The organism is Pararcticibacter amylolyticus (assembly GCF_003130405.1).
Taxonomy (GTDB): Bacteria; Bacteroidota; Bacteroidia; order Sphingobacteriales; family Sphingobacteriaceae; genus Arcticibacter; species Arcticibacter amylolyticus.
The window spans coordinates 1-24,746 of the sequence record NZ_QEAS01000008.1; the positions used below are offsets into that span (position 1 = coordinate 1).

General features: G+C 43.4%; 15 protein-coding genes. 10 read left to right on the forward strand and 5 right to left on the reverse strand.

The window, feature by feature from the left end; genetic code table 11:
- The 8 genes from DDR33_RS25800 to DDR33_RS10700 all read left to right on the forward strand — a co-directional run.
- Positions 1-348: hypothetical protein (locus tag DDR33_RS25800; RefSeq protein WP_158280705.1), on the forward strand; the 348-nt coding region annotated here is incomplete at its 5' end.
- 631 nt (positions 349-979) lie between these two features.
- The gene (gene serC, locus DDR33_RS10670) at positions 980-2,047 is read left to right on the forward strand and encodes a 3-phosphoserine/phosphohydroxythreonine transaminase (protein WP_109415783.1); all 1,068 of its coding nucleotides are present in this window, start codon (positions 980-982) and stop codon (positions 2,045-2,047) included.
- Positions 2,048-2,126: 79 nt separating this feature from the next.
- The gene (locus DDR33_RS10675; RefSeq protein WP_202913714.1) at positions 2,127-3,080 is read left to right on the forward strand and encodes a D-2-hydroxyacid dehydrogenase; all 954 of its coding nucleotides are present in this window, start codon (positions 2,127-2,129) and stop codon (positions 3,078-3,080) included.
- A 91-nt stretch (positions 3,081-3,171) separates the two neighbouring features.
- A complete protein-coding gene (locus DDR33_RS10680) occupies positions 3,172-4,098 on the forward strand; it encodes an L-lactate dehydrogenase (protein ID WP_109415784.1) in 927 nt (308 codons plus the stop codon).
- Between the two features lie 380 nt (positions 4,099-4,478).
- A complete protein-coding gene (locus DDR33_RS10685) occupies positions 4,479-6,263 on the forward strand; it encodes a cellulase family glycosylhydrolase (RefSeq protein WP_109415785.1) in 1,785 nt (594 codons plus the stop codon).
- A 20-nt stretch (positions 6,264-6,283) separates the two neighbouring features.
- Positions 6,284-8,200, forward strand: coding sequence for a 7TM diverse intracellular signaling domain-containing protein (locus tag DDR33_RS10690; protein WP_109415786.1), 1,917 nt, complete (start codon positions 6,284-6,286; stop codon positions 8,198-8,200).
- 29 nt (positions 8,201-8,229) lie between these two features.
- On the forward strand, positions 8,230-10,140 hold the full coding sequence (locus DDR33_RS10695; protein ID WP_109415787.1) for a 7TM diverse intracellular signaling domain-containing protein: 1,911 nt from the start codon (positions 8,230-8,232) through the stop codon (positions 10,138-10,140).
- A 35-nt stretch (positions 10,141-10,175) separates the two neighbouring features.
- The gene (locus tag DDR33_RS10700; protein ID WP_109415788.1) at positions 10,176-11,312 is read left to right on the forward strand and encodes a glycoside hydrolase family 18 protein; all 1,137 of its coding nucleotides are present in this window, start codon (positions 10,176-10,178) and stop codon (positions 11,310-11,312) included.
- A gap of 52 nt (positions 11,313-11,364) precedes the next feature.
- On the opposite strand, the gene DDR33_RS10705 is transcribed toward DDR33_RS10700, so the two are convergent.
- The 5 genes from DDR33_RS10705 to DDR33_RS10725 all read right to left on the reverse strand — a co-directional run bounded on the left by DDR33_RS10705 (position 11,365) and on the right by DDR33_RS10725 (position 18,951).
- On the reverse strand, positions 11,365-12,528 hold the full coding sequence (locus DDR33_RS10705; protein WP_109415789.1) for an alginate lyase family protein: 1,164 nt from the start codon (positions 12,526-12,528) through the stop codon (positions 11,365-11,367).
- Positions 12,529-12,611: 83 nt separating this feature from the next.
- On the reverse strand, positions 12,612-13,484 hold the full coding sequence (locus tag DDR33_RS10710; RefSeq protein ID WP_146198748.1) for a polysaccharide lyase: 873 nt from the start codon (positions 13,482-13,484) through the stop codon (positions 12,612-12,614).
- 107 nt (positions 13,485-13,591) lie between these two features.
- Positions 13,592-14,101 (reverse strand): hypothetical protein, encoded by a 510-nt coding sequence (locus tag DDR33_RS10715; RefSeq protein WP_109415791.1) that lies wholly within the window; start codon positions 14,099-14,101, stop codon positions 13,592-13,594.
- 20 nt (positions 14,102-14,121) lie between these two features.
- The gene (locus tag DDR33_RS10720; protein ID WP_109415792.1) at positions 14,122-15,783 is read right to left on the reverse strand and encodes a RagB/SusD family nutrient uptake outer membrane protein; all 1,662 of its coding nucleotides are present in this window, start codon (positions 15,781-15,783) and stop codon (positions 14,122-14,124) included.
- Between the two features lie 15 nt (positions 15,784-15,798).
- Positions 15,799-18,951 carry a SusC/RagA family TonB-linked outer membrane protein gene (locus tag DDR33_RS10725; RefSeq protein ID WP_109415793.1) on the reverse strand — a complete coding sequence of 1,051 codons (3,153 nt, stop codon included), beginning with the start codon at positions 18,949-18,951 and terminating at the stop codon, positions 15,799-15,801.
- 743 nt (positions 18,952-19,694) lie between these two features.
- Here DDR33_RS10725 and DDR33_RS10730 point away from each other — a divergent pair.
- Together DDR33_RS10730 and DDR33_RS10735 are read left to right on the forward strand one after the other, a co-directional pair.
- Complete coding sequence (locus DDR33_RS10730; RefSeq protein ID WP_109415966.1) at positions 19,695-22,766, forward strand: SusC/RagA family TonB-linked outer membrane protein; 3,072 nt, start codon at positions 19,695-19,697, stop codon at positions 22,764-22,766.
- A gap of 13 nt (positions 22,767-22,779) precedes the next feature.
- Positions 22,780-24,663, forward strand: coding sequence for a RagB/SusD family nutrient uptake outer membrane protein (locus DDR33_RS10735; protein ID WP_109415967.1), 1,884 nt, complete (start codon positions 22,780-22,782; stop codon positions 24,661-24,663).
- Positions 24,664-24,746: the final 83 nt, after the last annotated feature.

Below are 24,746 nucleotides of genomic sequence, written 5' to 3' on the forward strand. Positions count from 1 at the left end.
GCGATCCTGGCGGCTTTCAGGACGACGGAGCCTCTTTCGTTGCAGGAGCCGCTGAAAGTGAGGAAAGAGGCCGGGGGGCGTCACCCGGGCTTGTGTTATGCGGGGAATGAGTTGCTGGAAAAGATGGCTGAGGTGGCGCAGAAGCGGAAGGCGAGGGAGCAAAGGGGCGGCCGGAGGGTTCGGGCGGATGGGATAGCGGGAGATGGCATGGGGAGAAACGGGCCGGAGGGTGTTGTGGAGAATGAGAGGGGGGGGAGTTCGGAGGGTGTGTTGAGCGCGAAGGAAAGATTGAGCACTGATGGTGATGAAGGGATGCCTTTTGTATTGGGAAAGAGGTTTTCTCTTTAAAGGTGGTTTTCTCTTTAAAACGGGTTTCTCTTTAAGGGAAGGAATATAGGGGCGGCCTTAAATGGGGGTCGAAGGGATGAGCTGTAAGACATCCTGGCTGGGTCTTTGCAGAAAGAAAGTATGGCAAAATGGGAAAAGCAAGATGGTAATGTGAAGGATTGCCAGTTACACCTCATAATTTAATGCGGTAGTTGACGGATGGTTAACATGGCAACGTGATGGGTTTCGATTGGCCTATCCATAAGCAGGAGAGAGGTATGGTACATGCGTGAATCCTATAATTCTCTCAGTCCTCACCAATTCCTTTTTTATGTCGGATGTAAAAGGTTGGTTAAACGTTTTAGTTAAAAACAGCTGCTGCTTTCTCATGACCGGCCGTTTAGAAAAATTCTTCGTTTGAAACTTTTTCAAGTAAAAATTCCTTCCTTTAAGAGCGGAAAATTCAATCCATTTTACCCCAACTCCGCAGCAAAAAAATATAAAACATTCTCAGCTGGGTTATCCTTCCTACCACTTATAACTTATTACCTATAACTTATTTATTGCACTTTTCTGATTAAAATATTGTAAAAATTAGCTAAAAAATTCATAAAAGTCCTAAATTTGGCGCTTCAACAAAACAAACTAAACAATGAAGTATAATTTCGGCGCAGGCCCGTGTATTTTACCCCAGGAAGTGTTTAAACAAGCCTCTGAAGCAGTATTGAATTTTAATGGTACAGGTTTGTCTATTCTAGAGATTTCGCACAGGGCGCCGGAATTTGAAGCTGTAATGGATGAGTCTGTTCATTTAGTAAAGGAACTGCTAAACGTACCTTCAGGTTATTCTGTATTGTTTTTACAGGGAGGTGCGAGTCTTCAGTTTTCAATGGTGCCGGCAAATCTATTGGCCGAAGGTCAGACTGCTGCATATCTTGACACCGGTGCATGGGCAAGTAAGGCAATGAAAGAAGCAAAGCTGTTCGGTAATGTACAAGTGGTTGCTTCTTCTAAGGAATCTAATTACACCTACATTCCAAAGGATTATGAGATCCCTGCTGATGCAGCGTATTTTCATTGCACCTCTAATAACACTATTTTCGGTACGGAACTGTTTTCGTTCCCGAAAACCCCTGTTCCGATGGTAAGCGATATGTCTTCTGACATTTTCAGCAGGGAGATCAATGTAGAGGACTTCGGTCTTATCTATGCAGGGGCTCAAAAGAATCTGGGTCCTGCGGGTGTGGTACTGGTACTGGTGAAAGATGAATTGTTAGGTAAGTCGGGCAGGAAATTGCCTTCTATGCTTGATTATAAGATCCATGCAGATAACAAATCCCTTTACAACACGCCGCCTGTATTTTCTATTTATACAGCTATGCTGAATTTAAGATGGCTAAAGGCTAAAGGTGGTGTGGGACAAATGGAGAAGGAAAATACGGCTAAGGCAGCTGCTCTTTATGAAGAAATTGACAGAAACCCTATTTTTAAGGGAACCTGTCAGCCGGAAGACCGTTCCCGGATGAATGTGTGCTTTGTTACCGAAAATCCGGAGCATGAAAAGCCCTTCCTTAAATTAGCGGAAGAACGCGGAATGATCGGTATTAAAGGTCACAGGAGCGTAGGTGGTTTCAGGGCTTCTATATATAATGCTTTGCCTATCACAAGTGTATATAGCCTGGTGGAGGTAATGCAGGAATTCGCCCAAAAGAACGCCTGAGAAGGCATCAAGACAATTTCTTAAAATACGTTTACAGCGGCGGGAGCTTTAGTTCCCGCTTTCCGGAAAAATAAAAGCAATGATTAGAATACTGGCAAACGACGGTATTGACGCAGTTGGGAAGCAGCTTTTGGAGCAGGCTGGCTTCTTTGTCGATACAAACAATATCCCGCAGGATCAGCTTCCTGAAGCTCTGAAGAACTATGATGCCATCACGGTAAGAAGCGCAACGCAGGTTCGTAAAGATCTGATAGACGCCTGTCCGAATCTGAAACTGATAGGAAGAGGCGGTGTTGGAATGGACAATATAGACGTGGTGTATGCAAAGAACAAGGGGATTACAGTGGTGAATACTCCTGCGGCATCATCTCCATCTGTTGCGGAACTGGTTTTTGCACATCTGTTTACCGGGATCCGTTTTCTTCACGATTCAAACCGGAAAATGCCTGTTGAAGGTAATACCGCGTTTAATAAGCTTAAGAAAGCTTACGCCGGAGGAATAGAGCTTAAGGGTAAGAAGATCGGGATCATTGGTTTCGGGAGAATCGGCCGGGAGACGGCAAAGATTGCTCTTGGTCTGGGCATGGAAGTCCTGGCCTATGATCTGTATGAAGTGCCCTCCGAACTGGAGCTAAGCCTTGCCGGAGGTGTTAAGGTGAATGTACCGGTAAGAAGTGCTGAGTTTAATGAACTGATCACTGAAGCTGACTTTATAAGCCTTCACATTCCTTTCCTGGATAAACCTATAATAGGAGCAGAGGAATTCCGCCGGATGAAACCTGGTATCGGGATCGTAAATTGTTCCCGCGGGGGAACGGTAGACGAGAAGGCACTTGTGGAAGCTCTTGATTCGGGAATAGTTGCTTTCGCCGGTCTCGACGTATTTGATAATGAGCCAACTCCTGCTGAAGAGCTATTAAAGCATCCAAAGATTTCGCTGACACCGCATATCGGCGCTGCCACAAACGAAGCTCAGGAAAGAATTGGAGTAGAGCTGGCGGGTCTCATTATTGACTTCTTTAAAAAAGCCTGACGGTAAAATTTACAGAATGAAAAGATAAAGGTTGTGCAAACAGTTGTACAGCCTTTTTTTGTTTATAAAATAACAGTAACACAGATCAGATATGCCATTAACAACGAAAAAGACAAGGATAGTAGTAATTGGAGTTGGTGCTGTAGGTTCCACTACGGCTTATACCCTTCTGTTAAGAGAACGGATGGATGAGCTCGTATTGATTGACGCCAACCAGGAGAAAGCGGTCGGCGATGCTTTGGATATGAACCACGGACTTCCTTTTCTCGGTCAGTCTAAAGTTTGGGCCGGTACCTATGAAGATTGTAAAGGTGCCGATATCATTATCATAACAGCCGGTGCGGCGCAGCGTCCGGGCGAATCCCGGATTGATCTGCTGAAACGGAATGTTGCGATCTATGAGAGTATTACTTCTGAAGTTCTGAAATACAATACCGACGGCATTTTGCTGATCGCCTCAAACCCTGTCGATATCATGAGCTATTTTACCTTGAAGAAATCGGGGTGGCCTGCCAAAAGAATCATCGGCTCCGGGACGCTGCTTGACAGTGCCAGGTTCCGCTACCTTATCGGGGAAGAACTGAAGATCGACTCGAGAAGCGTTCATGCACATATTATCGGAGAGCATGGCGATTCTGAACTGCCTTTATGGAGTCTCGCAAATATTGCAGGGACGGAACTTTCTATTTCCGGCGAGGTAAAAGACCGGATTTTTGCGAACACCAGGGATGCTGCTTACCAGATTATAAAAGCAAAAGGAGCAACATATTATGCCATTGCTTTAGCTCTTGACCGGATTTGTACGGCAATTCTTCACAACGAAGCAGCGGTACTAAATGTATCTACTCTGTTGGATGACTACCATGGCGTTTCGGGAGTATATCTAGGGGTTCCTTGTATTGTGGATCGTGACGGAATAAGAGATGTGCTTAAACTGAATATAAGCGATTCTGAAAAGGAGATGCTGCAAAGTTCAGCGGCCAAGCTGAAGGAAATTATAGAGTCTATTGCTTTATAGCTGCAAACTTCTGCCTTATTCATATTGCGGATCTGAGCGACCATCGTCATGGTTGCTTCAGCTTCTATGTAGCCCCATATATGCTCAGGCAGGAAAACTTTGTGCGCCTGAAGCGTATCATAATTATTTTCTGAATGGAGGTGAAATAACGCCGGCGTTTGATTATCAAGCGTTAATAAAATTCCCTTTTTGTTTTTGAAGCGTATCAAATGTGCTGTAAATTGTTATTTTTCAGTTGATTATGTGGTTGTTTCTTTTGTTTTTCCGGGGAACCACTTTATATTTGCTTTCAGATTATAGCCTGTTATTTCTAAATACATTAAACACATCAATAGGTGTCAGAAACTGATTAGCCAAATAAAATTAATTTTCAATATACTATGCTTAGCTCTGAAAACCGATATTACAATCGCGCAACATCTTTCGTATTTCTTGTCTTACCCTTACTGATTTTATGCTTGCCCATTGCGTCGATAGCTCAGGGCTTTTTACGGGCGGAAGGAAAGAAGATTGTGGACGGAGAGGGGAAAAATGTATTGTTACGGGGAATCGGTTTAGGAGGATGGATGCTCCAGGAAGGATATATGTTGAAGATTAACCGCGAGGGGCAGCAGTACAGGATCAGGCAACGTATTGAAGAATTGATAGGGCCTGAACAAACAAAGGAATTCTATGATGCATGGCTTGCTAACCACATGAGGAAGTCAGATGTGGATTCGATGAAGAAATGGGGCTTTAACTCGATACGGCTACCGATGCACTATAACCTGTATACACTGCCGGTTGAAAAAGAACCCGTTGCAGGCAGTAATACCTGGCTCGACAAGGGATTTCAATTAACAGATAGTTTATTGTCGTGGTGTAAAGCTAACAGTATGTATCTCATTCTTGATCTTCATGCCGCACCCGGTGGCCAGGGGAATGATCTGAACATCTCTGACCGCGACCCCTCCAAACCCTCATTATGGGACAGCGAAGCAAACCAGCAGAAGACGGTAGCATTGTGGAGAAAACTTGCTGAGCGGTATGCCAATGAGCAGTGGATAGGTGGGTATGATATTATAAATGAACCGAACTGGGGATTTACTAATCCGGAAAACGATAAGAACGGTACGGGAGAGCCGTCGAATGCACCTTTAAGAAAGCTGATGGTTGACATCACCCGTGCAATCCGGGAGGTAGATAAAAATCATTTGATCATCATTGAGGGCAATGGCTGGGGAAACAATTACCGGGGAATTCTTCCTCCATGGGATAGCAACATGGCATTGAGTTATCATAAGTACTGGAACTTTAACGATCTTGCTTCAATAAAGGGGATCCTTGAGAGCCGGGAGAAATACAATATTCCGGTTTGGCTTGGAGAGACAGGCGAAAACTCCAATGTTTGGTTCACGGAGGCAATTCGTCTGCTTGAATCCAATAATATAGGCTGGTCGTGGTGGCCTTTGAAAAAATTAGGATCTAATAATCCTCTTGAAATAAAATCTAACCCCAATTACGACAAGGTGGCCCGGTATTGGAATGGTGCAGGTAACAAGCCCGGTGCAAGCGATGCATACAGCGGTTTAATGGAACTAACGTCCGCGTTAAAGAGCTCAAATAATGCAGTACATCACGATGTTATCGACGCCATGATGAGGCAACCCTTTTCTTCTGAAACCAGGCCTTTCAAATTCCATTTGATTGATAAGGATAATGTGATTCACGCTGTTAATTACGACCTTGGAAGAAACGGATACGCCTATTTTGACAAAGATACTGCTAATTACAGGGTGTCGGGACAGGACGGACGAGGGAACCGGGGTGGTGTTTACCGGAACGACGGAGTGGATATCCGGAAGGACTCAAGCCGTTATGAAAGCTATTACATAAGTGATATTGAAGATGGAGAGTGGCTTCAATATACCATAACGGTTAAGAAGGCAGGAACATATTCGCTGGCTTTAAATGTTGCCACTCCTTCTGATAAGGGAAGCGTATCTGTTTTCATAAACGGAACAAAGAGTGTTAACGCCATGCCACTGGCGGCGACAGGAGATTTTCATCTCTGGAGGTCGCAGGAGCTTAAAAATATTCGCTTAATCAGAGGCACGAACAAAATCAGGATATACAGTGATAAAGGGGGGTGGAATTTGAAAGATATCCGGTTTATAGCGCATTAAGCACGCACCGGCCAATTATTATGATAAGGAAAGGATCGATTGTAAGCATCGCAGTTTGTTTTGTTTGTTTACTTGGCGGGCGTGCCCTGGCTCAAAAGACCGTAGAGCTGTTCGCCAGTACACCTGAATACATCTTCACCTTTGGCGATGTTCAGATCCTTGAAGATCGGTCGGGCCAGCTCACGTTTGAGCAGGTGAAAAGCGGAAAGTTCGATAAACAGTTTGTTTCAAGCGGAGAAAAATATCCGAAAAACAACCATGTCAGTTCTGCGTACTGGTACCGTGTAAAAGTAAGGTATGCAGAAGAAGCTCATTCCAGTTATCTGCTTGAATTTTATGATCAGACCATTGATGACATAACCGCATGGTTGCCTGATAACAAAGGAAAATATTCATCGGCGCAGTCAGGAGCGAAGTTCGGTTTTGATAAAAGACTGTTCAGCCATAAAAACTTCCAGTTTAGTGTTCCTGCAAATCAGAAAGGAGTTTACACCTTTTATTTCAGGATTAAATCGGCCCAGACCGTTAATGTGATCATTGTTCACCGGTCCGTTCAGAGGTTCGTAGGTTACGCGCTGACCGAATATTTTAGTTTCGGTCTGTTTTATGGAATGATTATCATCTTTAGCTTCCATAATCTCCTCATGTATAGTGTTATGCGGCTGAGGCAGTACCTTTACTACGTACTCTACATCATTTCGGTGGGATTATACGAAATGAGTGCCGACGGAATAGCCTTTCAGTACCTGTGGCCGGATTCTCCGCGCTGGAACGAATATGCATACTCGGTTCCGCTATTCTTTTTAAGCACGTTTGCGTTATTGTTCACGATCGACCTGTTGCATGTAAAGGTGAAGGCGCCGCGGCTCTATAAACTGATGCTGGGAGTCCTCGCCCTGAGATCCGCTTTTTTCCTGTTATGTGCCTTGTATGAAAGGAGCTGGTTTAACTACCGGGTCGTAGAATTTATTCCATTGGCTATAGCCTTTTATACAGGCTTTTATATCTGGCGAAAGGGGTATAAACCCGCCCGTTTTTTTGTTCTTGCCTATACTTTTTTATTCGTGGGCTTTGTCCTTAAGGTCCTCGTGGTGTTAGGCTATGGTCGTTTCATTCCCGGATGGATTGCACACTACAGCATGAGTTTCTGCTTTATTGCAGAAATGCTTCTTCTATCTTTTGCGATAGGTGATAAAGTTCGTTTGCTGAAAAAGAAGAAAGAAAAGGCTCAGGTGAAGATCATCAGACAAATGGAAGAGAACGCCAGGCTAAAGGATACGATGAACCAGAAGCTGGAGGTAAAAGTCCGCGAGCGTACGCAGGAAATCGTCGAAAAGACGAACGAGGTCAGGGAGAAGTCACTTATTATTGAACAGCAAAATGAAGAGTTGCTCTCTGCCAATCAGCTTCTGCACCAGCAGTCGGAAGAAATTGCACGTATGAACCTGCTCCTTCAGAAGGACAACCAGGAGTTGCAAACGAATATCCGAAAAGTTACTCATGACCGGATGATGTCGGCTGAAGTGGATTTCGAGGAATTTAGCAGGACTTATCCCGACCGTGACGCATGCTTCAGTTTATTATCCAATCTGAAATGGAAAAACGGGTATGCATGCAGGAAATGTGGTAACACAAACTATTGCAGTGGTCATTTACCTTACAGCAGGAGGTGTACAAAATGCGGATATGATGAATCTGTCATTAGTAACACCATTCTTCAGAATACCCGTATCCCTGTAAATAAAGCCTTTTATATGATATTCCTCATCTACTCAACCAGGGGCAGGATCTCCTCCCACAAGCTCTCGGAGATTACCGGTATCAGGCAGAGTACCTGCTGGATGTATAGCAGTAAGATCAGGAAGGTAATGAATGAACGAAAAAAGGAGCTGCGTAAAGCGGGCGAGCAGGGCTGGAGTAAACTTGTACTTGAATAAGGCTTTAATTAAGATTAGTATTGTTTGCTATGGGGAGAGAGTTTTACAGCAGGTTACTATTTTTATTTTTATGCACATTGACGGCGCCGGTGACAGTATCGGCTGCCAGAGAGGTCGGTATAGGGGGGAACACTGACGAGCATATATTTACTTATTCTGAAATAGATTATATCGAAGACAGGTCCGGTGAATTAACGTTTGCAGACGTAAGGGGAAAATATAAAGATAAATTTGTCAGCGGAGACAGAAATTATCCCCGGAATACTTCTGTTTCGTCGGCGTACTGGTTCAGGGTGAATGTGCGTTACCAAAGGACGTCCGGCAAAAGATATATCCTCGAGTTTTATAATCATACTACCGATAATCTTGAAGTGTATATACCGGATGGTAAAGGGAATTACCAGATTTTTAAAGCTGGTGATAAAAATAATTTCAAGAAACGGTTCTTTCGCCATAAGAATTTTGAGTTCCCTGTTCCGGAACTGAAGGGGAGTTATATCATATACTTCAGGTTAAAATCGGCCCCTGTTGCCAATGTGATTGTTGCGCACCGTTCCTTACAGCGCTTTGTTGAATACGCCTTGAGCGAATACATCTGTTTTGGACTGTTCTATGGTATGATCCTCATCTTCAGCTTTTATAACCTGCTGATGTTTATTGCGATACGGAAAAGATATTATATCTATTATATCCTGTATCTTCTTTCGGTAGGGCTTTATGAAATGAGTACCGACGGTATCGCGTTTCAGTATCTGTGGCCCGGGTCGCCCGAATGGAGTCAGTATGCTTACGGAGTACCCCTATTCTTTATTTCGGTGTTTTCCCTGCTGTTTGCTGCTGATCTGTTAAACATAAAAACACATGCACCTAAGGTGTATTCTTTAGTCAGGATCGTTTTATGTGTCCGCCTTGTATTTTTTCTGTTATGTCTGTTCTACCGGCAGGAGTGGTTCAACTACAGAGCGATTGAATTCATTCCTCTTTCTATTGCGTTTTTTACGGGAGTGTATTTATGGAGGAAAGGATATCATGCTGCGCGCTTTTTTGTGCTTGCTTATGCGTTTCTTTTTATAGGTTTTATTGGTAAGCTGCTTGTAAGCTTTGAGTATGCGAGGTTTATACCAGGGCCGGTGCCTCATTACAGCATGAGTTTAGGCTTTATCCTTGAAATGTTGTTCCTCTCATTTGCCATTGGAGATAAGGTGCGTTTACTTAAGAAGAAGAAGGAAAAAGTACAGCAAAGGGTGATCCGGCAGATGGAGGAAAATGCCCGTTTGAAAGATTCAATGACACGCGACCTCGAGATAAAAGTGGAGGAAAGAACCCAGGAAATCATAAAACAAACCCATGAAATCAGGGAACAATCTCAGCTTATTGAAGTACAGAATGAGAAGCTTATAACTGCTAATAGTTTGCTGAAGGCTCAGGCAGAAGAGATCGCCCGGATGAATGCCTTGTTGCGGAAAGATAACCAGGAACTGCAGACGAGCATACAAAAAGTGACACATGACAGGATCATGTCGGCTGAAGTTGACTTTGAGGAGTTCAGCAAGACCTATCCGGACAGGGAAACCTGCTATAGCCTGCTGGCTGATATCAAGTGGAAGGGTGGATATGTTTGCAGAAGGTGCGGAAATACTAACTACTGTAACGGGCATCTTCCTTTCAGCCGGCGATGCTCAAAGTGCAGATATGAAGAATCCGTGATTGCCAATACGATCCTTCAGAATACCCGTATTCCCGCAAATAAGGCTCTTTACATGGTTTATTTGATTTATACCAGTAAGGGAAAGATATCTTCCCATAAGCTTTCGGAAATTACGGGAATCAGGCAGAGTACGTGCTGGTCTTATTGTACGAAAATTAAAAAGGTACTGGAAGAAAGAAAAAGGGATTTACGTAATGCCGGGGCTGAGGGGTGGAGTAAGTTGATGGTGTAGCAATAGTTTGACTAAGTAAATAATTGATATTCAAAATGAAACTGAAAAATCTAGTATTAATGGTGGCAGTACTCTTTATTCTGACTGCATCAATGAGGAGCGACAAACCGGAGGCAGGGAATAATGATAAACGCAAAAAAGTGATTATTGGATACGTAGGAGGATACAAGGGGAGAATCGATATTGCGGGGATTTCTGCCGGAAAGCTTACCCATATCAATTATGCATTTGTTAATATAAAGAACGGAAGGGCTTTTCTTGACAATGAAGTAACTGATACATCTAATTTCAGGTCGCTCAACAGATTGAAAGAGAAGAACAGGGAACTGAAGATACTGATTTCTATCGGAGGCTGGTCGTGGAGTGAGAACTTTTCGGATGCCGTGCTGACCGATAGTTCGAGAGTGATATTTGCAAAGAGTGCGGTAGATATTATCAGGAAATACGCTTTGGATGGAGTCGATATAGACTGGGAATATCCGGGTATGAGTGGGGAAGAGGGGAATATTTATCGTCCCGAAGATAAACAAAACTATACCCTAATGTTCCGCTCTCTGCGCTCTGAACTTGATCTGCTGGAAAAAGAAACAGGGAAGAAGAAACTGCTGACAACAGCGACAGGCGGTTTTACTTCTTTTCTTGAGCATACCGAGATGGGCAAAGCACAGCAATATCTTGATTATATAAACCTGATGACGTATGACTTCTACTCAGGAAGTACGGTAGGGCATCATACCAATCTTTACGCATCCAAAGCTTATCCTGCCGGCAATAATGCAGATAAGGCGGTGAAAGCTTACATTGCTGCCGGTGTGCCTGCAGCTAAACTGGTAATGGGAATTGCTTTTTATGGCAGGACCTTTGTTCTGGTAGATTCCACCAGAATATTAGGGGCTAAATATGCTTCTCAGGCTTACGGGTCGGGCTACAGTTTCATTAAAGATAGTCTGATGACTAATAAAGCGTTTAGAATGTATAAAGACAAAAAGGCAAAAGCTCCTTATCTCTATAGCGCTTCTGCTAAAAAGTTTATAACCTACGACGACGAATGGTCTGTTAAGAACAAATGCCGGTATGTAAATAAGTCAGGGATGGGGGGAGTGATGTTCTGGGAGTACAGTTCCGATCCTAAAGAATATCTGGTCGACGAGATTAACAAGGAGTTGAAGTAGTAAGTTATAAGTTATAAGTAGTAAGAGGGAGGGATGGCTGTAAGCCGGGAGCCTACAGCCAGATGATTGGGTGCCTGACAGGAAGATTGCGTATTACTTCTTCGGTATCAGGAGAATGATCGAGCTTTTTCCATGTGTTGAACCAGGCTTCGGACTTACAGGCATTCGCTCCAAAGATCAGCGCCGGTTGCGCCACGGGCCAGTCATTCCAGTACATTAAATCCGCTTTGTACGGCCAGAGGCTTTTGTCCGCGATAAATGGATAAAGGAATTTTATCCCTTTTTCAATCGAGCGGTCGTCAGGGAGAGTGAAACTCCAAAGATTATCTTTTTTATCCGAAAGGATCTGGCATATTGTGGCCATCGCATCCAGGTTAAATAACGAATAACCGTAGGGTTTCGTCCTTGCAAGCTCCAGCGGAAAACTGCCATCCGAAGCCATCTGGTTGGGGAGAAGGACTGTTTTGTAGCGTTCGGAACAGAAACTCAATAAGTCATGATTGCCTGCAAGCTTAGCAAACGACGCCACCTGCATCACCCAGCACGTTCCGTGATTGTTTTTGGCATTCATCTCATCTTTGCCGTATGGATGGGTAGTAAGCCAGCTCAAATAGCTGGAAAACCACTGTCTGACGCCCTTCAGAAGTTTCTTGTCAAATGCAGGAGATCTCTCCATTACCAAAACGCCCTGTGCAACTTCCATTAACTGAATCGTGTCTATAATCCCGATACCTCTTCCTGTAAACCGGCCTTTAATTGCCTGTGCGAACTGGAGGTTCGGATTCATGAGTGTTTCAGGATCGAGGAACCAAGCACGAAGATGGATCAGAGCATGTTTTACATACTTCTCGTCTTTTGTGATTTTATAGGCAGAGGCAAGAGCTCCTATAATCCGGCTGAAGCGGATCATGGCCTGACGGTGAGCTGTAAAATTTTCCGGGTTCGTCATGCCATCTCTCTGTATATAGGGTACGGAAGGGTTTTGTGGATCCGGCCACCAGTAATCCCCTTCCGAGTAGAAGTCATGTTTCCCCCCGGCGCTTCTTTCTGAAGTCTGAGCAGTGACTGTTACCGGCTGCTGCTGCATAGCCCACGATGCTTCTTTAAGTATATCTTTCCGGAGTGTTGCTGCAACTTCAGCGGGTATGTCTGAACCGGAAGCGGCATTCCATAATAAAAGTAAGATGGTTATGAAGAGAGTTGTTGTTCTTTGCATATATTTTTAATTGTCGTCAGTTCTGAAGGATTTACCGGGGCTATTGAAGACAATAGCCCCGCCCGGAAATAAGTCCTTCGCTGTTACTGGATTTTATGTACAGTCAGATTATCATAGTAGATATAGTCCTGAGTCGAAGCCTGCCAGTAAGACTGGCTGCCTCCCCTGAATGTATGAAAACTCAGGTTCTTTATAAGTCGTTTACTGTCGTTGGTGGTCCATCGTATATTTGTATCAAGGATAGGGCTGCCATTGATCAGAATTTGTGCACGGCCATCATTATTACTGCCTGTGTTACTCTTGATATACATGTGGACATGATACCATACACCTTTTTGAAGTGCTCCTGATGATGGGTATCTCTGGGTAAACGAATCTCCATATTCTCCGGGCTGGTCTTTATAATAAACATAAGGTTGAAAGAAAACTCTGTTCGGATTTGAATCCGGAGAATACCACATAATTCTCAGACTTCCTCCATTGCCATCCCAGCCCGGATCGCCTCCTGTATTTCCGTCACCTACCAGAAATCCAAATCCCACTTTCCCGCCTCTGCTCCAGTTAAATTGGCTATGGAACTTGATATCATAGTCCATTTCGTAAGCCGATCCGTCAGATATGTCTACGTTTGCTATAAGCCCTCCGTTGCCTGATAATGCATTTGGCAGCAGGACCACCTGAACACCTTTTCCACTTTGCCCTCCGGTGATGTTAGCCCTTGACTGGTTCCATCCGCTGACATTGCCGAAGTCTGTTCCTGCCTGAGACGAAGTATAAGTGCCGTTGGTGTTGCTGTCCCAGTTAAGAGAAAAAGAGCTCTTAATGGCGCTTGTTGTAGCGACAGACTTAGGCTTATTGCCCCCGCCGTCTGCTTCTGTTTGGGGTTCAGCAGTTTTCTTGCATGCGCCTGTGATAGCAAGCAATACTATGAGCGCTCCTGTTAGTTTTTGAATCATTTTCATAGAATTTAATTGGTTAAAATAATGATCACTATCTTCCAAAAGGTTCGCAGGCTTTTCATTTCCGGGTATTAGAGCCTGCGAACACATGAATTTGTATGGTTTTAACGGATCTCCAATGGTCGTTTAAAAGCAGTAGACATCGTGTCTACCGAGTATTCCGATGTTACATTTTCTATTAAATTGATTTCAATTGTCCGTGTTCCGGGCAGTGTGTTATTTAATAATTTAACATAAATCGTATCTCTCACTTTCTTAGCCTGCGGAAATGTCATAGAATATTTTCCATCAACCGGCTGAATAATATTGCCATTTTTGTCTACAATATTAAAGTCCTGCCCGGGTAACGCCGGGCTAGCGATTCCGGTAGTATTCAAAGTATACATGCCCACCGCGTCATAATTCCTGACAAAAGCGGAATGAAACTGAACAGGAAACTTAACTAAGCCGGTCTGGTTCCTGTTTACTGTGACCTTTGAATTGTTATAGGGAACATACGCAATATAATAGTGGTTGTCGTACTCTTGAAGTCCCGCAGGATAGTCCTTGTCTTCACAAGCTGTAATGGCACAAAGGAAGAGTATGATTGCAGATAATATAATTGTTGTTTTCATCTCGTTAATCATCTATATTATTATTTCCAGTTCGGATTTTGTATTACGTTACCGTCACTCAGTGTTATCTCGTTGAAAGGAATCGGATATAGATAGTCGCGGTTCTCCGTAAAAGATCTTTTGCCTGCATCTTCAACTATTAGAACTCCATCAGCATTCAGGTTCAATGAAGAAGGATTGGTTCCTACCCAGTCGGTAGCATTGAATTTAGCTCCGAGAAGTGTTTGAGGTAAGACCCGTTCTGCTGTTTTCCACCGGATAAGGTCGTCATAACGGAAGCCTTCTAAAGCCAGTTCTACAGTTCGCTCTCTCCGGATCTCTTCACGCATACTTAAATTATTGCCAGTAACGAATGTGTTGGTAAGTCTGGCACCAAAACCAGCACGGGCGCGTAATGCGTTAATGGTTAAATTTAAATCCGCATCACTTATGGCTCCATCCAGCTCATATTTAGCCTCTGCATATATCAGTAGTACTTCCGCATAACGGATAAGTATCCGGTCAACCGTCCCGGCATTGGTGGTCGTCCAGTCGGGAATATTGAACCCTTTTTTGGTTGCATAAGCAGTTCGCGAACCGAGGGAAGTAGTCGGCGTCCATATTCCTTTATAGGCCGTTTCTCCGTTCATGAAAACAGTTGCTGCCATTCTCGGATCCCGGTTTTCGAAGATTGTATTATAGGAGGCTTCGTCACGTTCATTTACAAAGAAGGCTGATCTTTTTGCACTGGGAGCATTATCTGTATTAAATGCGGGAAGGCCATCGGTATATAAATATTCGCGGAGCAAATTCCGTGTAGCTGCGGCTCGCCCGTTTTCCAGATCACGGGAATAATTATGACCCAATATCACATTGGTATTATTAACTCCATAAATCTTAACAAGGATATTTTCCGTATTTGCCGGGCCTTCCCCGGCCTGAATAAACAGGCCTGAATAACTGGGAAACAGAGTGTGTCCCTGGCCCATTACCGCCGAAGCTGCCTGAACCGCAATATTGAGATGTGTTTGCCATTCGCCGTCGTTATGAAATTTAGCTCTTGTTCCTTCATATAGAGCTACACGGGCTTTAAACGCCAGAGCAGCGCTTCTTGTGATCCGGCCATATTGAGTGCTGGCGAGTGCTGCACGGGTGGGAGCCCAGGTTGCGGCGAAATCGAGATCATCATAAATGGTTTGAACAATAGTTTGCCTGTCGGATCGCGGCATTTTCAGATCCGGGGAATTGATGCTGAGAACTTTTAAAACAAGAGGAACTCCTCCAAATTTCTGCAGTAAGCTGAAATATGCATAAGCCCTGAAAAAGCGGGCTTCCCCGAAATAGCGGTTCTTAACCGCATCAGAGACTTGTGCTTTGACACCCTTTTCAAGAATGTTGTTAGCAGTGAAAATCATATCATACGGCCTGCTCCAGTCATCACTTGTATTGGGAATGGTTCGGTTTCCACTGCTGACCCCATTTACATTCTGACCTGTATTGTCGTCAGCTCTGTTATCAGGCGAGTAGGGACTCATCTGACCCAGAATAACATATAGTCTGTTAGCGGCGTTCATCAGGTCGGACTCAGTATTCCAGAAGTCCACTTCAGAAAACTTTGTTTCAGGAAAACGATCGAGGTCGCAACTACTGTAGATCAGAGAGAGCGAAAGCAAAGTAACTATAGTGATATTTATCTTTTTCATAAATCATAATTGAAATTATAAACCAACATTCATCCCGAATGAGATAGTCCTGTAAAAGGGGTATGTATTTGCCTTGACAAGGTTGCCCGGTGAAGCATCTGTTCCTACCTCGGGATCGAACACTTTTAACACCTTCGTCGATTCCCACAGATCCTGCCCTGAAAAGTAAACCCGCAAGGTTTGTATATATTTTTTCTTTACAGGGATTGTATAGCCGAGCTGGATATTTTTTAAACGTATGTAATTGCCGTTTTGAGCCCATTTGTCGGACGGGCGGTAATTATGATCGCTTGTCTGATACATCCGTGGAAAAAGGGCATTGGGATTTTCCGGGGTCCACCGGTCCATATGTATGGTCCATGGCATATTTGATGTTTCATAAAACGGAGCTACAGTGCTTCGGTCTATTAAAAAGTGGCGTTCTGAGGCGCCCTGCAGCATTGCCGAAAAATCAATTCTTTTCCAGTTAAAGCCGAAATCAGCACCGAACTGGTATCTGGGGTCGTTGGAGCCTAAGTATACAAGATCTCCGGAGTTTTGAGGTGTGCCGTCTCCCGCATCAATAGTCCCATTCCCGTCCAGATCCAGGTATTTCACGTCACCGGCGGTGTAGCTCGCAAAAAAGGGATATTTTACTTTGGTTCTGTATTCGTCGGCTTCTGCCTGTGACTGAAAATATCCGTCAGTTCTGTATCCCCATATGCTGTTCAGCGGGTAACCTTCAAGCGTGTAAACCTGACCACCGCTCCCTATGGAGTTGGTGCCATTGTATTTGATTAGTTTATTCTGAGTATCAGTGATGTTAAATCCAATGTTATAATTAAACTTCCCGATACGATCTCTCCACTTAGTCTCAAGTTCCCATCCCCAGCTTTTAAGCTCTCCTATGTTAGTCGTCGATGTCCTTACACCTATTATATTGGGGACATTTAACCGGGCAAGCATATTTTTATTGCGTTTAACAAATGCGTCGGCCGTTACGGTCAGTCTCTCCTGAAACAATCCGAGATCAAGACCGAAATCGGAATTTTCTACAATCTCCCATGTTTTATCTACTGAGGGCAATTCCTCCTGGAGCAGGTATTGGGTACGCTGATCGTTAAATACGAGATTAGGATAACTTCCCGGGCTACTTCCATTAAGAACCAGGCCGCTGCTAATCAGTCCCAGATAATCATATAAGCCAAATCCGGCCCCATTCCCCAGCTGGCCCCATGATGCTCTGAGTTTCAGGTTAGATACAAATGGAAACGTTTCTTTGAAAAACTTTTCTTCATTGATTCGCCACCCCGCCGAGAAAGAAGGGAATAGCTTCCATCTGTTCTGCGGAGCAAGCCTGGAGCTGCCATCATAACGAAACGAGGCTTCGAAGAGGTATCTTTCATTAAAATTGTAATTGAATCTTCCGAAATAAGAAGAGAATGCCCAGGTTTCAACATTGTCATTAACTGTTTTTTGCAGGGGATCAGAAAAGTTGAAGCTGTAAAAGTCGTTAGTGATCATTCCCTTGCCTACCGCCCAGAATTCATCCTTACGGTACTCTTCAAAAGAAGTGCCTCCCAGCAGCTTGAAGTTATGCTTATTTAATTGAAGATTATAGGTAAAGGTACCCTGTATGTTATTTTGAAATCCTTTGTTTTTCGTCATGTCCAGTTCATTGGGGACATTAAATTGGAATCTGACTGTGTTGGTAGTACGACCATACCAGAATAAGCTTCTTTTGTCGGATTCCTGGTTGTAATAGTTTTGGTTGCGCCAGCCGGCGAGGTCAACCGTTAAGCCTTTTACCAGGTTTTTTAGTGTGAAATTTAATTTCCCCTGGAAGGTGTCATAATCCCTCGTTTCCTTCCCTCCGTTCTTTTCAATATCGACCGGATTGATCTGAAGGTCTCCGTTATAAGGCTGCCCCGTTATATCCTCGGCCGGTACATATAATAATTGTCGAGTACGGCTCCGGTATAAACGATCAATAATATTGTCCGTACCATTTGAATTCAGATTAACGGATGATCCGATATATCCTCCCACGAAACCTACGCTGATATACTTATTCAGCTCAGCGTTCACGTTCAGTTTGAAATTTGTTCTGGAGTTATCGTCCGGTCCGTAACGTAATACCCCATTCCGCGTGTAGTAACTTCCTGAAGCCAGGTAATTAAGCTTCTGAGATCCTCCGCTTACAGATAAGGTATAGTTTTGCATAGAATTAACCTTATCCATACCTTCTTTCAGCCAGTTGTTATTGCCGAAATATTCCCAGCGATCCTGAGTGGGATTTTCTCTCACGTCGAAATTGGCATTTTTGAGCCATTCAATTTGTTCGGGAGTGTATTCACGGGCACCTGTAGCATTGAAGCGCGATTCGTCAATCAGGGTTTGTTCATCCCATGAATTCAGCCGCTCTGGTTGCCTGGCCGTGATATTGAGACCATAATAATTATTAAAGTTGATCCTCGTCTTGCCTTCCGCACCTTTTTTTGTCGTAATCAATACAACACCACCGGCGGCCCGTGCTCCGTATATAGCTGCTGCCGAAGCGTCTTTAAGTACAGAAATAGATTCAACATCGTCAGGATTTATCAGGTTCATATCCATTTCCATCCCGTCGACTAATACCAGGGCGTTGGAGCCGCTTGCAGAGGAAAATCCGCGAATACGGATACCGTAACCCTCATCTCCCGGTCTCCCCGTCTGACGCGAAATCGCAACACCGGGGGCGACGCCTTGTAAAGCAGCGGTCACATTTGGTACCGGCCTGTTCTCCAGTTCTTCACCGCCTACCTGTGTAACAGCACCTGTAAGGTTAACCTTTTTTTGTGTTCCATATCCAATTACTATGACTTCGTTTAATTGAGAAACGTCGTCTTTCATGACTACGTTAATGGCATTCCGTTTATTGACCGGTATTTCCTGTTTGATAGAGCCAACCTGTGTGAATACTAAAATGCTGTTGTCCGGCGCTGTGATAGTATAATTACCCCGTACATCAGAACTAACACCTTTTGTAGTCCCTTTAACTAATACACTGACTCCGGGTGCCGGACTGCCGTCCTGCGACGTTATTCTTCCTGTGATCTTAATGGGAGTTTGGGCAACAGCAGCCGTCGCAATGAACATTATAATACACAAAGAGAGGATAGGATGTAAGCATTGAAAGTAGACTTTCATGTTCATAAAAATTAAGTTTATGTTAATTAATTAGCTTTTACTTCGTCCGGTCCGCAATGGATTTTGTTGTGCCGGACATTCTTTGAGGCGTTTAATCCGCCAGACAATTTAATGTCGTTAGTTTTATTCGCTGGTCTGGTAATTGATTGTGCGGGGAGTTCTTTCCTTCATTGTATTTATTAATTGGCTTCAGATGGTTTGTGAGTTCAAAAGTACTCGACATTTTTTCAATAGTCAAGGAAAAAATATGGTTAATTATTTGATTTACAGTTATTTATGTATTTTTTGATACGGTTTGTTCTTAAATGAAATTTAACGTACCCGCTTCATTTACAGCCGATAGCCCGAAGGGGATGTTTAAAAACCGATACGTTAATCTCACAACGAAAAAAAAAATTTAGTCGGGAGCTATCCCTTAACTTGATGAGGCGTTTTTACTTAAGTTCATGTAATAGTTGATCTGTTGCTGAGAACAGTTCACGAAAAGAACGCCAAAAAAGACTGGCGAATAAGGCGTATCATATTCAGCGGCCAGGGCCGGGTACAGATGTATTTTATCATTGATATACAGGTTATAACCGATTTTTTTACGATGTCGTTAAAGCGTATTGAAAGTTAGTTAACTATCTTATTATCAATAAATTGTGATATTTTTTTCTTGTTTTTTTCTTGAAAACCGCCCTATCTTTACCGCAGAAATTATAACCGGTTATTTCTATCAGTTTTTAATTAACCTAAGTAATATGAGAAAAAAACTTACAATTATTCTTGTATTCCTGTTATCTGTTGGTACGTTATCTTTTGCTCAGGAGCATACTGTCAAGGGTGTCGTGAAAGACAAACAGGGAATCCCTTTGCCGGGGGTATCGGTGAAAGTTAAAGGAACAAGCAAAGGTGTCTCTTCCGGAGTGAATGGAGATTACCGGATTGCAGTTCCCCCGAACGCTGTATTGGTTTTTACAAGCATTGGTTTTGCTGTTCAGGAGATAAACGCCGGAAGCAGGTCGGAGATTAACATCACTCTTTCTGACGATACCAAACAGCTGGATGAAGTGGTGGTTATCGGCTACGGTACTGCTACAAAGAAGGATGTGACCGGTGCTATATCTAGTGTAAAAGCCAGTCAATTGGAGAATGAGAACCCGCAGAATGTTACCGATATACTGAGAGGAAACATACCAGGTCTTAATGTTGGTCTTAGCACCAGTGCAAAAGGTGGGGGTGATCTGCTTGTGAGAGGGAAGACTACCTTAAGCGCTTCAATTTCCCCATTAATAGTTCTTGATGGGATTATTTATTCAGGTCAGCTTTCTGATATTAATCCTAATGATATTGAAAGTATTGATGTTCTGAAAGACGCCAGTTCGCTCGCCGTATATGGAGCCAAAGCTGCAACAGGAGTTGTTGCGATCACTACAAAAAAGGGGAAAAGCGGTGCTCCCATCATTACTGTTAACACAAATTTCGGCCTTGCTTCCCTGGCCCGGGACCAAAAAGTTTACGACGGCCCCGGTTTTCTCAAATGGAGAGCTGACGTAATGAGGAGCGGTGCGGCAACGCCATCTTATTTATATGATAATCCGGATAACCTGCCGGAAGGAATAACTCTCACCCAATGGCTGAATGGTCAGAGCGGTGATCCTACCGATCTCTGGTTAAACCGTCTTGGCTTGGTTGCGAATGAAAAGGCCAATTATCTCGCAGGAAAAACGGTCAATTGGTATGATGAGATTTTCAGAACTGGTCTGCGTCAGGATCATACGGTAAGTATGTCCGGCAGAAAAGAGGAAGTTAGCTATTATATGTCTCTGGGATATCTAAAGAATGAGAATCTGATAAAAGGGGGTGAGTTTAGCACATTCAGAGCCAGGGTTAATCTCGAGGGTAAGGCAGCGAAGTTTTTGACAGTCGGACTAAATTTTCAATATGCAGATAGAGACGAGGGAGCTATTGAGGCTGATTGGAATCAGTTAACAAGCCTTTCTCCATATGGCGATATGTATACAGCAGACGGCAAATTAAGGAGAATTCCGACAGATGACAACGGACTAAATGCAAGGAACCCGTTCCTTGATATGACCTATAATTCGCGGTTGAACAGGCAGAATACAATTTTCGGTAGTTTGTATACCAAGGTTGAGTTGCCCTTCGGAATCACATATCAGCTGAACTTCAGCCCCGGAATAGATATGTATCGTACCTTTAATCATAGTTCAACTAATAATCCAAATGTTACAACTCCGGGTGGGTCGGTTACCCGTGCAAATGAAACCAGGTACAACTGGCAGGTCGATAATTTGCTAAAGTGGAACAAGACCTTCAACAAGATCCACACTATTGATGTGACATTGCTTGCGAATGCTGAAAAATATCAAACATGGTGGACGCAGGCCGGAAATGAGGGGTTCGTGCCGAGCGATGTCTTAGGATATCATAATTTGTCAAGTGGAATTAAGGCTACAGTAGACGCAGAAGACAAAGTTGCGACAGGAAACGCTTTGATGGGCAGGTTAAACTACAGCCTTATGCAGAGATATAATCTGACGCTTTCTGTAAGACAGGATGGATATTCGGTGTTTGGAGCAAACTTTAAGGATGCAGTCTTTCCGTCGGCTGCTTTTGCCTGGACTTTTACAGAAGAGTCGTTTATGAAAGGTAAACTAAACTGGCTGGATTATGGTAAACTACGGTTGTCATATGGTATTAACGGCAACAGAGAATTACGGAACCCGGATAACGGAACATTAGATCCTTACGCTGCCTTGCAGCTGCTTACAATAGGAAAATATCAACTTGTGAATAACAGCGGTACTCCACTTGAAGCAAACACCGTCAGAAACGGGAACCGGATGGGAAATGACAATCTGAAATGGGAACAAACGAAATCGCTTAATGCTGGTTTGGACTTCTCCGTTCTGCATGACAGGTTAAGCGGTTCAATTGACGTGTACGATAAAAGAACCCGTGACCTGCTTGTAAAACCAACGCTGACTAATGTTTCAGGATACGACAATGTTTTTTCAAATTTAGCTGCAATCAAGAATACAGGATTAGAGCTGAGCCTGAACAGCAAGAACGTGAGGTCTGAGAAATTCACCTGGAATACATCACTTAATTTTTTCTTCAACCGTAACAAAATTGAGCGACTTGCAACTACCTCAGATGAACCAGGTAACGGGTGGTTTATTGGAAAAGATGTCGACGTGATATGGGATTACAAGATTTTAGGAGTTTGGCAGGAAAGTGAACTTGAGGAGGCCAATAAATTTAACAAAGGCATCAAAGCCGGTGATTTTAAACTTGAAGATGTCGACGGAAATTATACCTATAATGATCTTGACAAACAGTTTATTGGTTATAAAACACCAAGATTTGTGTGGGCATTAAGAAACGAGTTCAACATCTTCAGAAATATTGATTTCTCTTTTCAGCTGTTGTCCAATTGGGGGCAGAAAAAGCAATTTAATCAGGCCAAGAACCAGCCTGGAAGTGTTGGCTTCGGTAGGTCCAGTTCCTATATACTGCCCTATTGGACTCCTTCAAATCCCTTAAATGATTTTGCACGGTTAAATTCAGGGCTTAGCGGAGCAAGTTTCAACGTATGGAGGGATAACTCGTTCATCAGGTTGAATACTGTTGCCGTTGCTTATTCACTGCCTCAGTACCTGGCTGGAAAATTAAAGGTAAAAAGTGCTAAAGTTTACCTGAATGTTAATAACGCCGCGCTATATGCCCCGACATGGGATTACTGGGATCCGCAGAATGACGGACCGACGCCGCGGTATTACACTTTAGGGCTTAATGTTTCACTTTAATTTGATCATTCACATGAGAACTCTAAATAAAAGAATAGGTGTTATTGCAATTTCGGCCGTTTTGCTGGCTGCTGGCGGATGTAAAGAGTCGTATCTTGATTCAGATCTTTTATCCCAGTATGCTCCCTCTACGTCTTTAAATAATGTTGCGGCTATGAAAGCTGCATTAAATAATCTGGGCGCAAGTACGCGGCAGGAATTTTTTGGAGATGCCGCGCCAATGCTGACAGAGTCGCTTTTTTCGGATGTAGCAGTCGATGGTACTACTGATAAAAGCACTAATGCTCAAGACCTGGTTACCCGCATTACTCCCGACGCAGAGTTAAATAATAATGACTATAACAAAGTAGGATGGTATTGGACTGAAGAATTCAGAGCGGTCAGATATGCAAACACGATCATCACTAACATCGATAATGCAAAATATGCTTCTGATGCGGAGCGTAATGCAATATTAGGATCAGCATATTTCTATCGCGCTTACTTTTATTATCGTCTTGTTCACCAGTTTGGAGATGTTCCACTGAACCTTAAAGACATCTCTTCGCCCCGTGACGATTACTACTCCACAAAAAGGGAGGTGATCCTTCAGAAGATGAGGGAAGATCTGGAATTCGCCCAAACCTGGGTGTCAGATGATGTAATGAAAGGAGAAGTGACAAAAGGTGCGGTAAGCCATTTGCTTACAAAAGTAAATCTCTCTTTGGGCAAGTTTGACGATGCAATTGCCTCCGCAGGTAATATCCTTAATGGGGCAAAATATGCCCTTATGAAAAACCGCTTTGGTAGTACAGCTTCAGATGCTTCAAAGAACGTGATTTGGGATTTGCACAGAATGGATAACAAAGCGCTGGCAAGTAACAAAGAAGCTCTTTTTCTGGTTATAGACAGGGATAATCTTGCAAATGGGTTTACACAATTCGGTTCTCAGGTTATGCGTAATTGTGTTCCCGCATGGCACTTCGCCAACGTTAAAACACCTTCGGGCGCGACGGCTATGACTGATGCTGTAAATGTTGAATATCCATTGACAGCCTGGTATGGAAGAGGAATCGGCCGTTACAGAGGAACCCCATACAGTACGAAATATATCTGGACAGATAATACCGATTTACGGCATGCTCCGGGAATGTGGATGAACATGACAGACCTGGTCTACAACAATCCGGCGTTAAAAAACTCCAGTAATGCAGCTGACCGGGAACTGTATGGAAAGCCTCTTATAGAGTATAATAATTCTAATGTTGCTGCAAGGTTCCAGAATGGTGCATATGACACAATTCGTCACTGGTTTGGCTGGCCGCATTACAAAGTGTTCATTAACTCGACTAACAAAGTTGCCAACGACCCTTACTGGACCCCACCAAGAGGTACGAACACAGACTGGTATGTTTTCCGCGTTGCAGAAACATATCTGTTAAGGGCTGAGGCGTACTATTGGAAGGGCGATTTGACACGTGCGATGGACGATATAAATGAAGTGAGAAAAAGGGCTCAGGCTCAATTGCTTACTAATCCTGCTGAAATTACTATCGGGACAATTTTGGATGAAAGGGCACGTGAACTCTATTGGGAGGAACCGAGAAAAACTGAACTTACCCGTATCGCATATGTTTTTGCAATGACTGGTAAACCTGCGTATAACGGTAAGACTTATAATCTCGCTTCGTTTTCAGATAATAATTTCCTCTATGACAGAATAATTGAAAAGAATGATTTTTATAGGAATCAAGTCCCTACAGTTCAGGGGGTAAAATATCGAATAGCTCCTTATCACGTTTTATGGCCTATACCTGCCGCCGCGCAGCGGTTTAATGTACGGGGAAGGATTAACCAGAATAAAGGATACAACGGATATGAGGAAAATGTCGCGCCGCTGGATAAAATAGTTGAATAGTGCTCATATAAATCATGTACTTTAGAAGACGCACAGTTGTGTTTTATTTCAACTGTGCGTCAATTTAATCTGTCTTTAAGAAC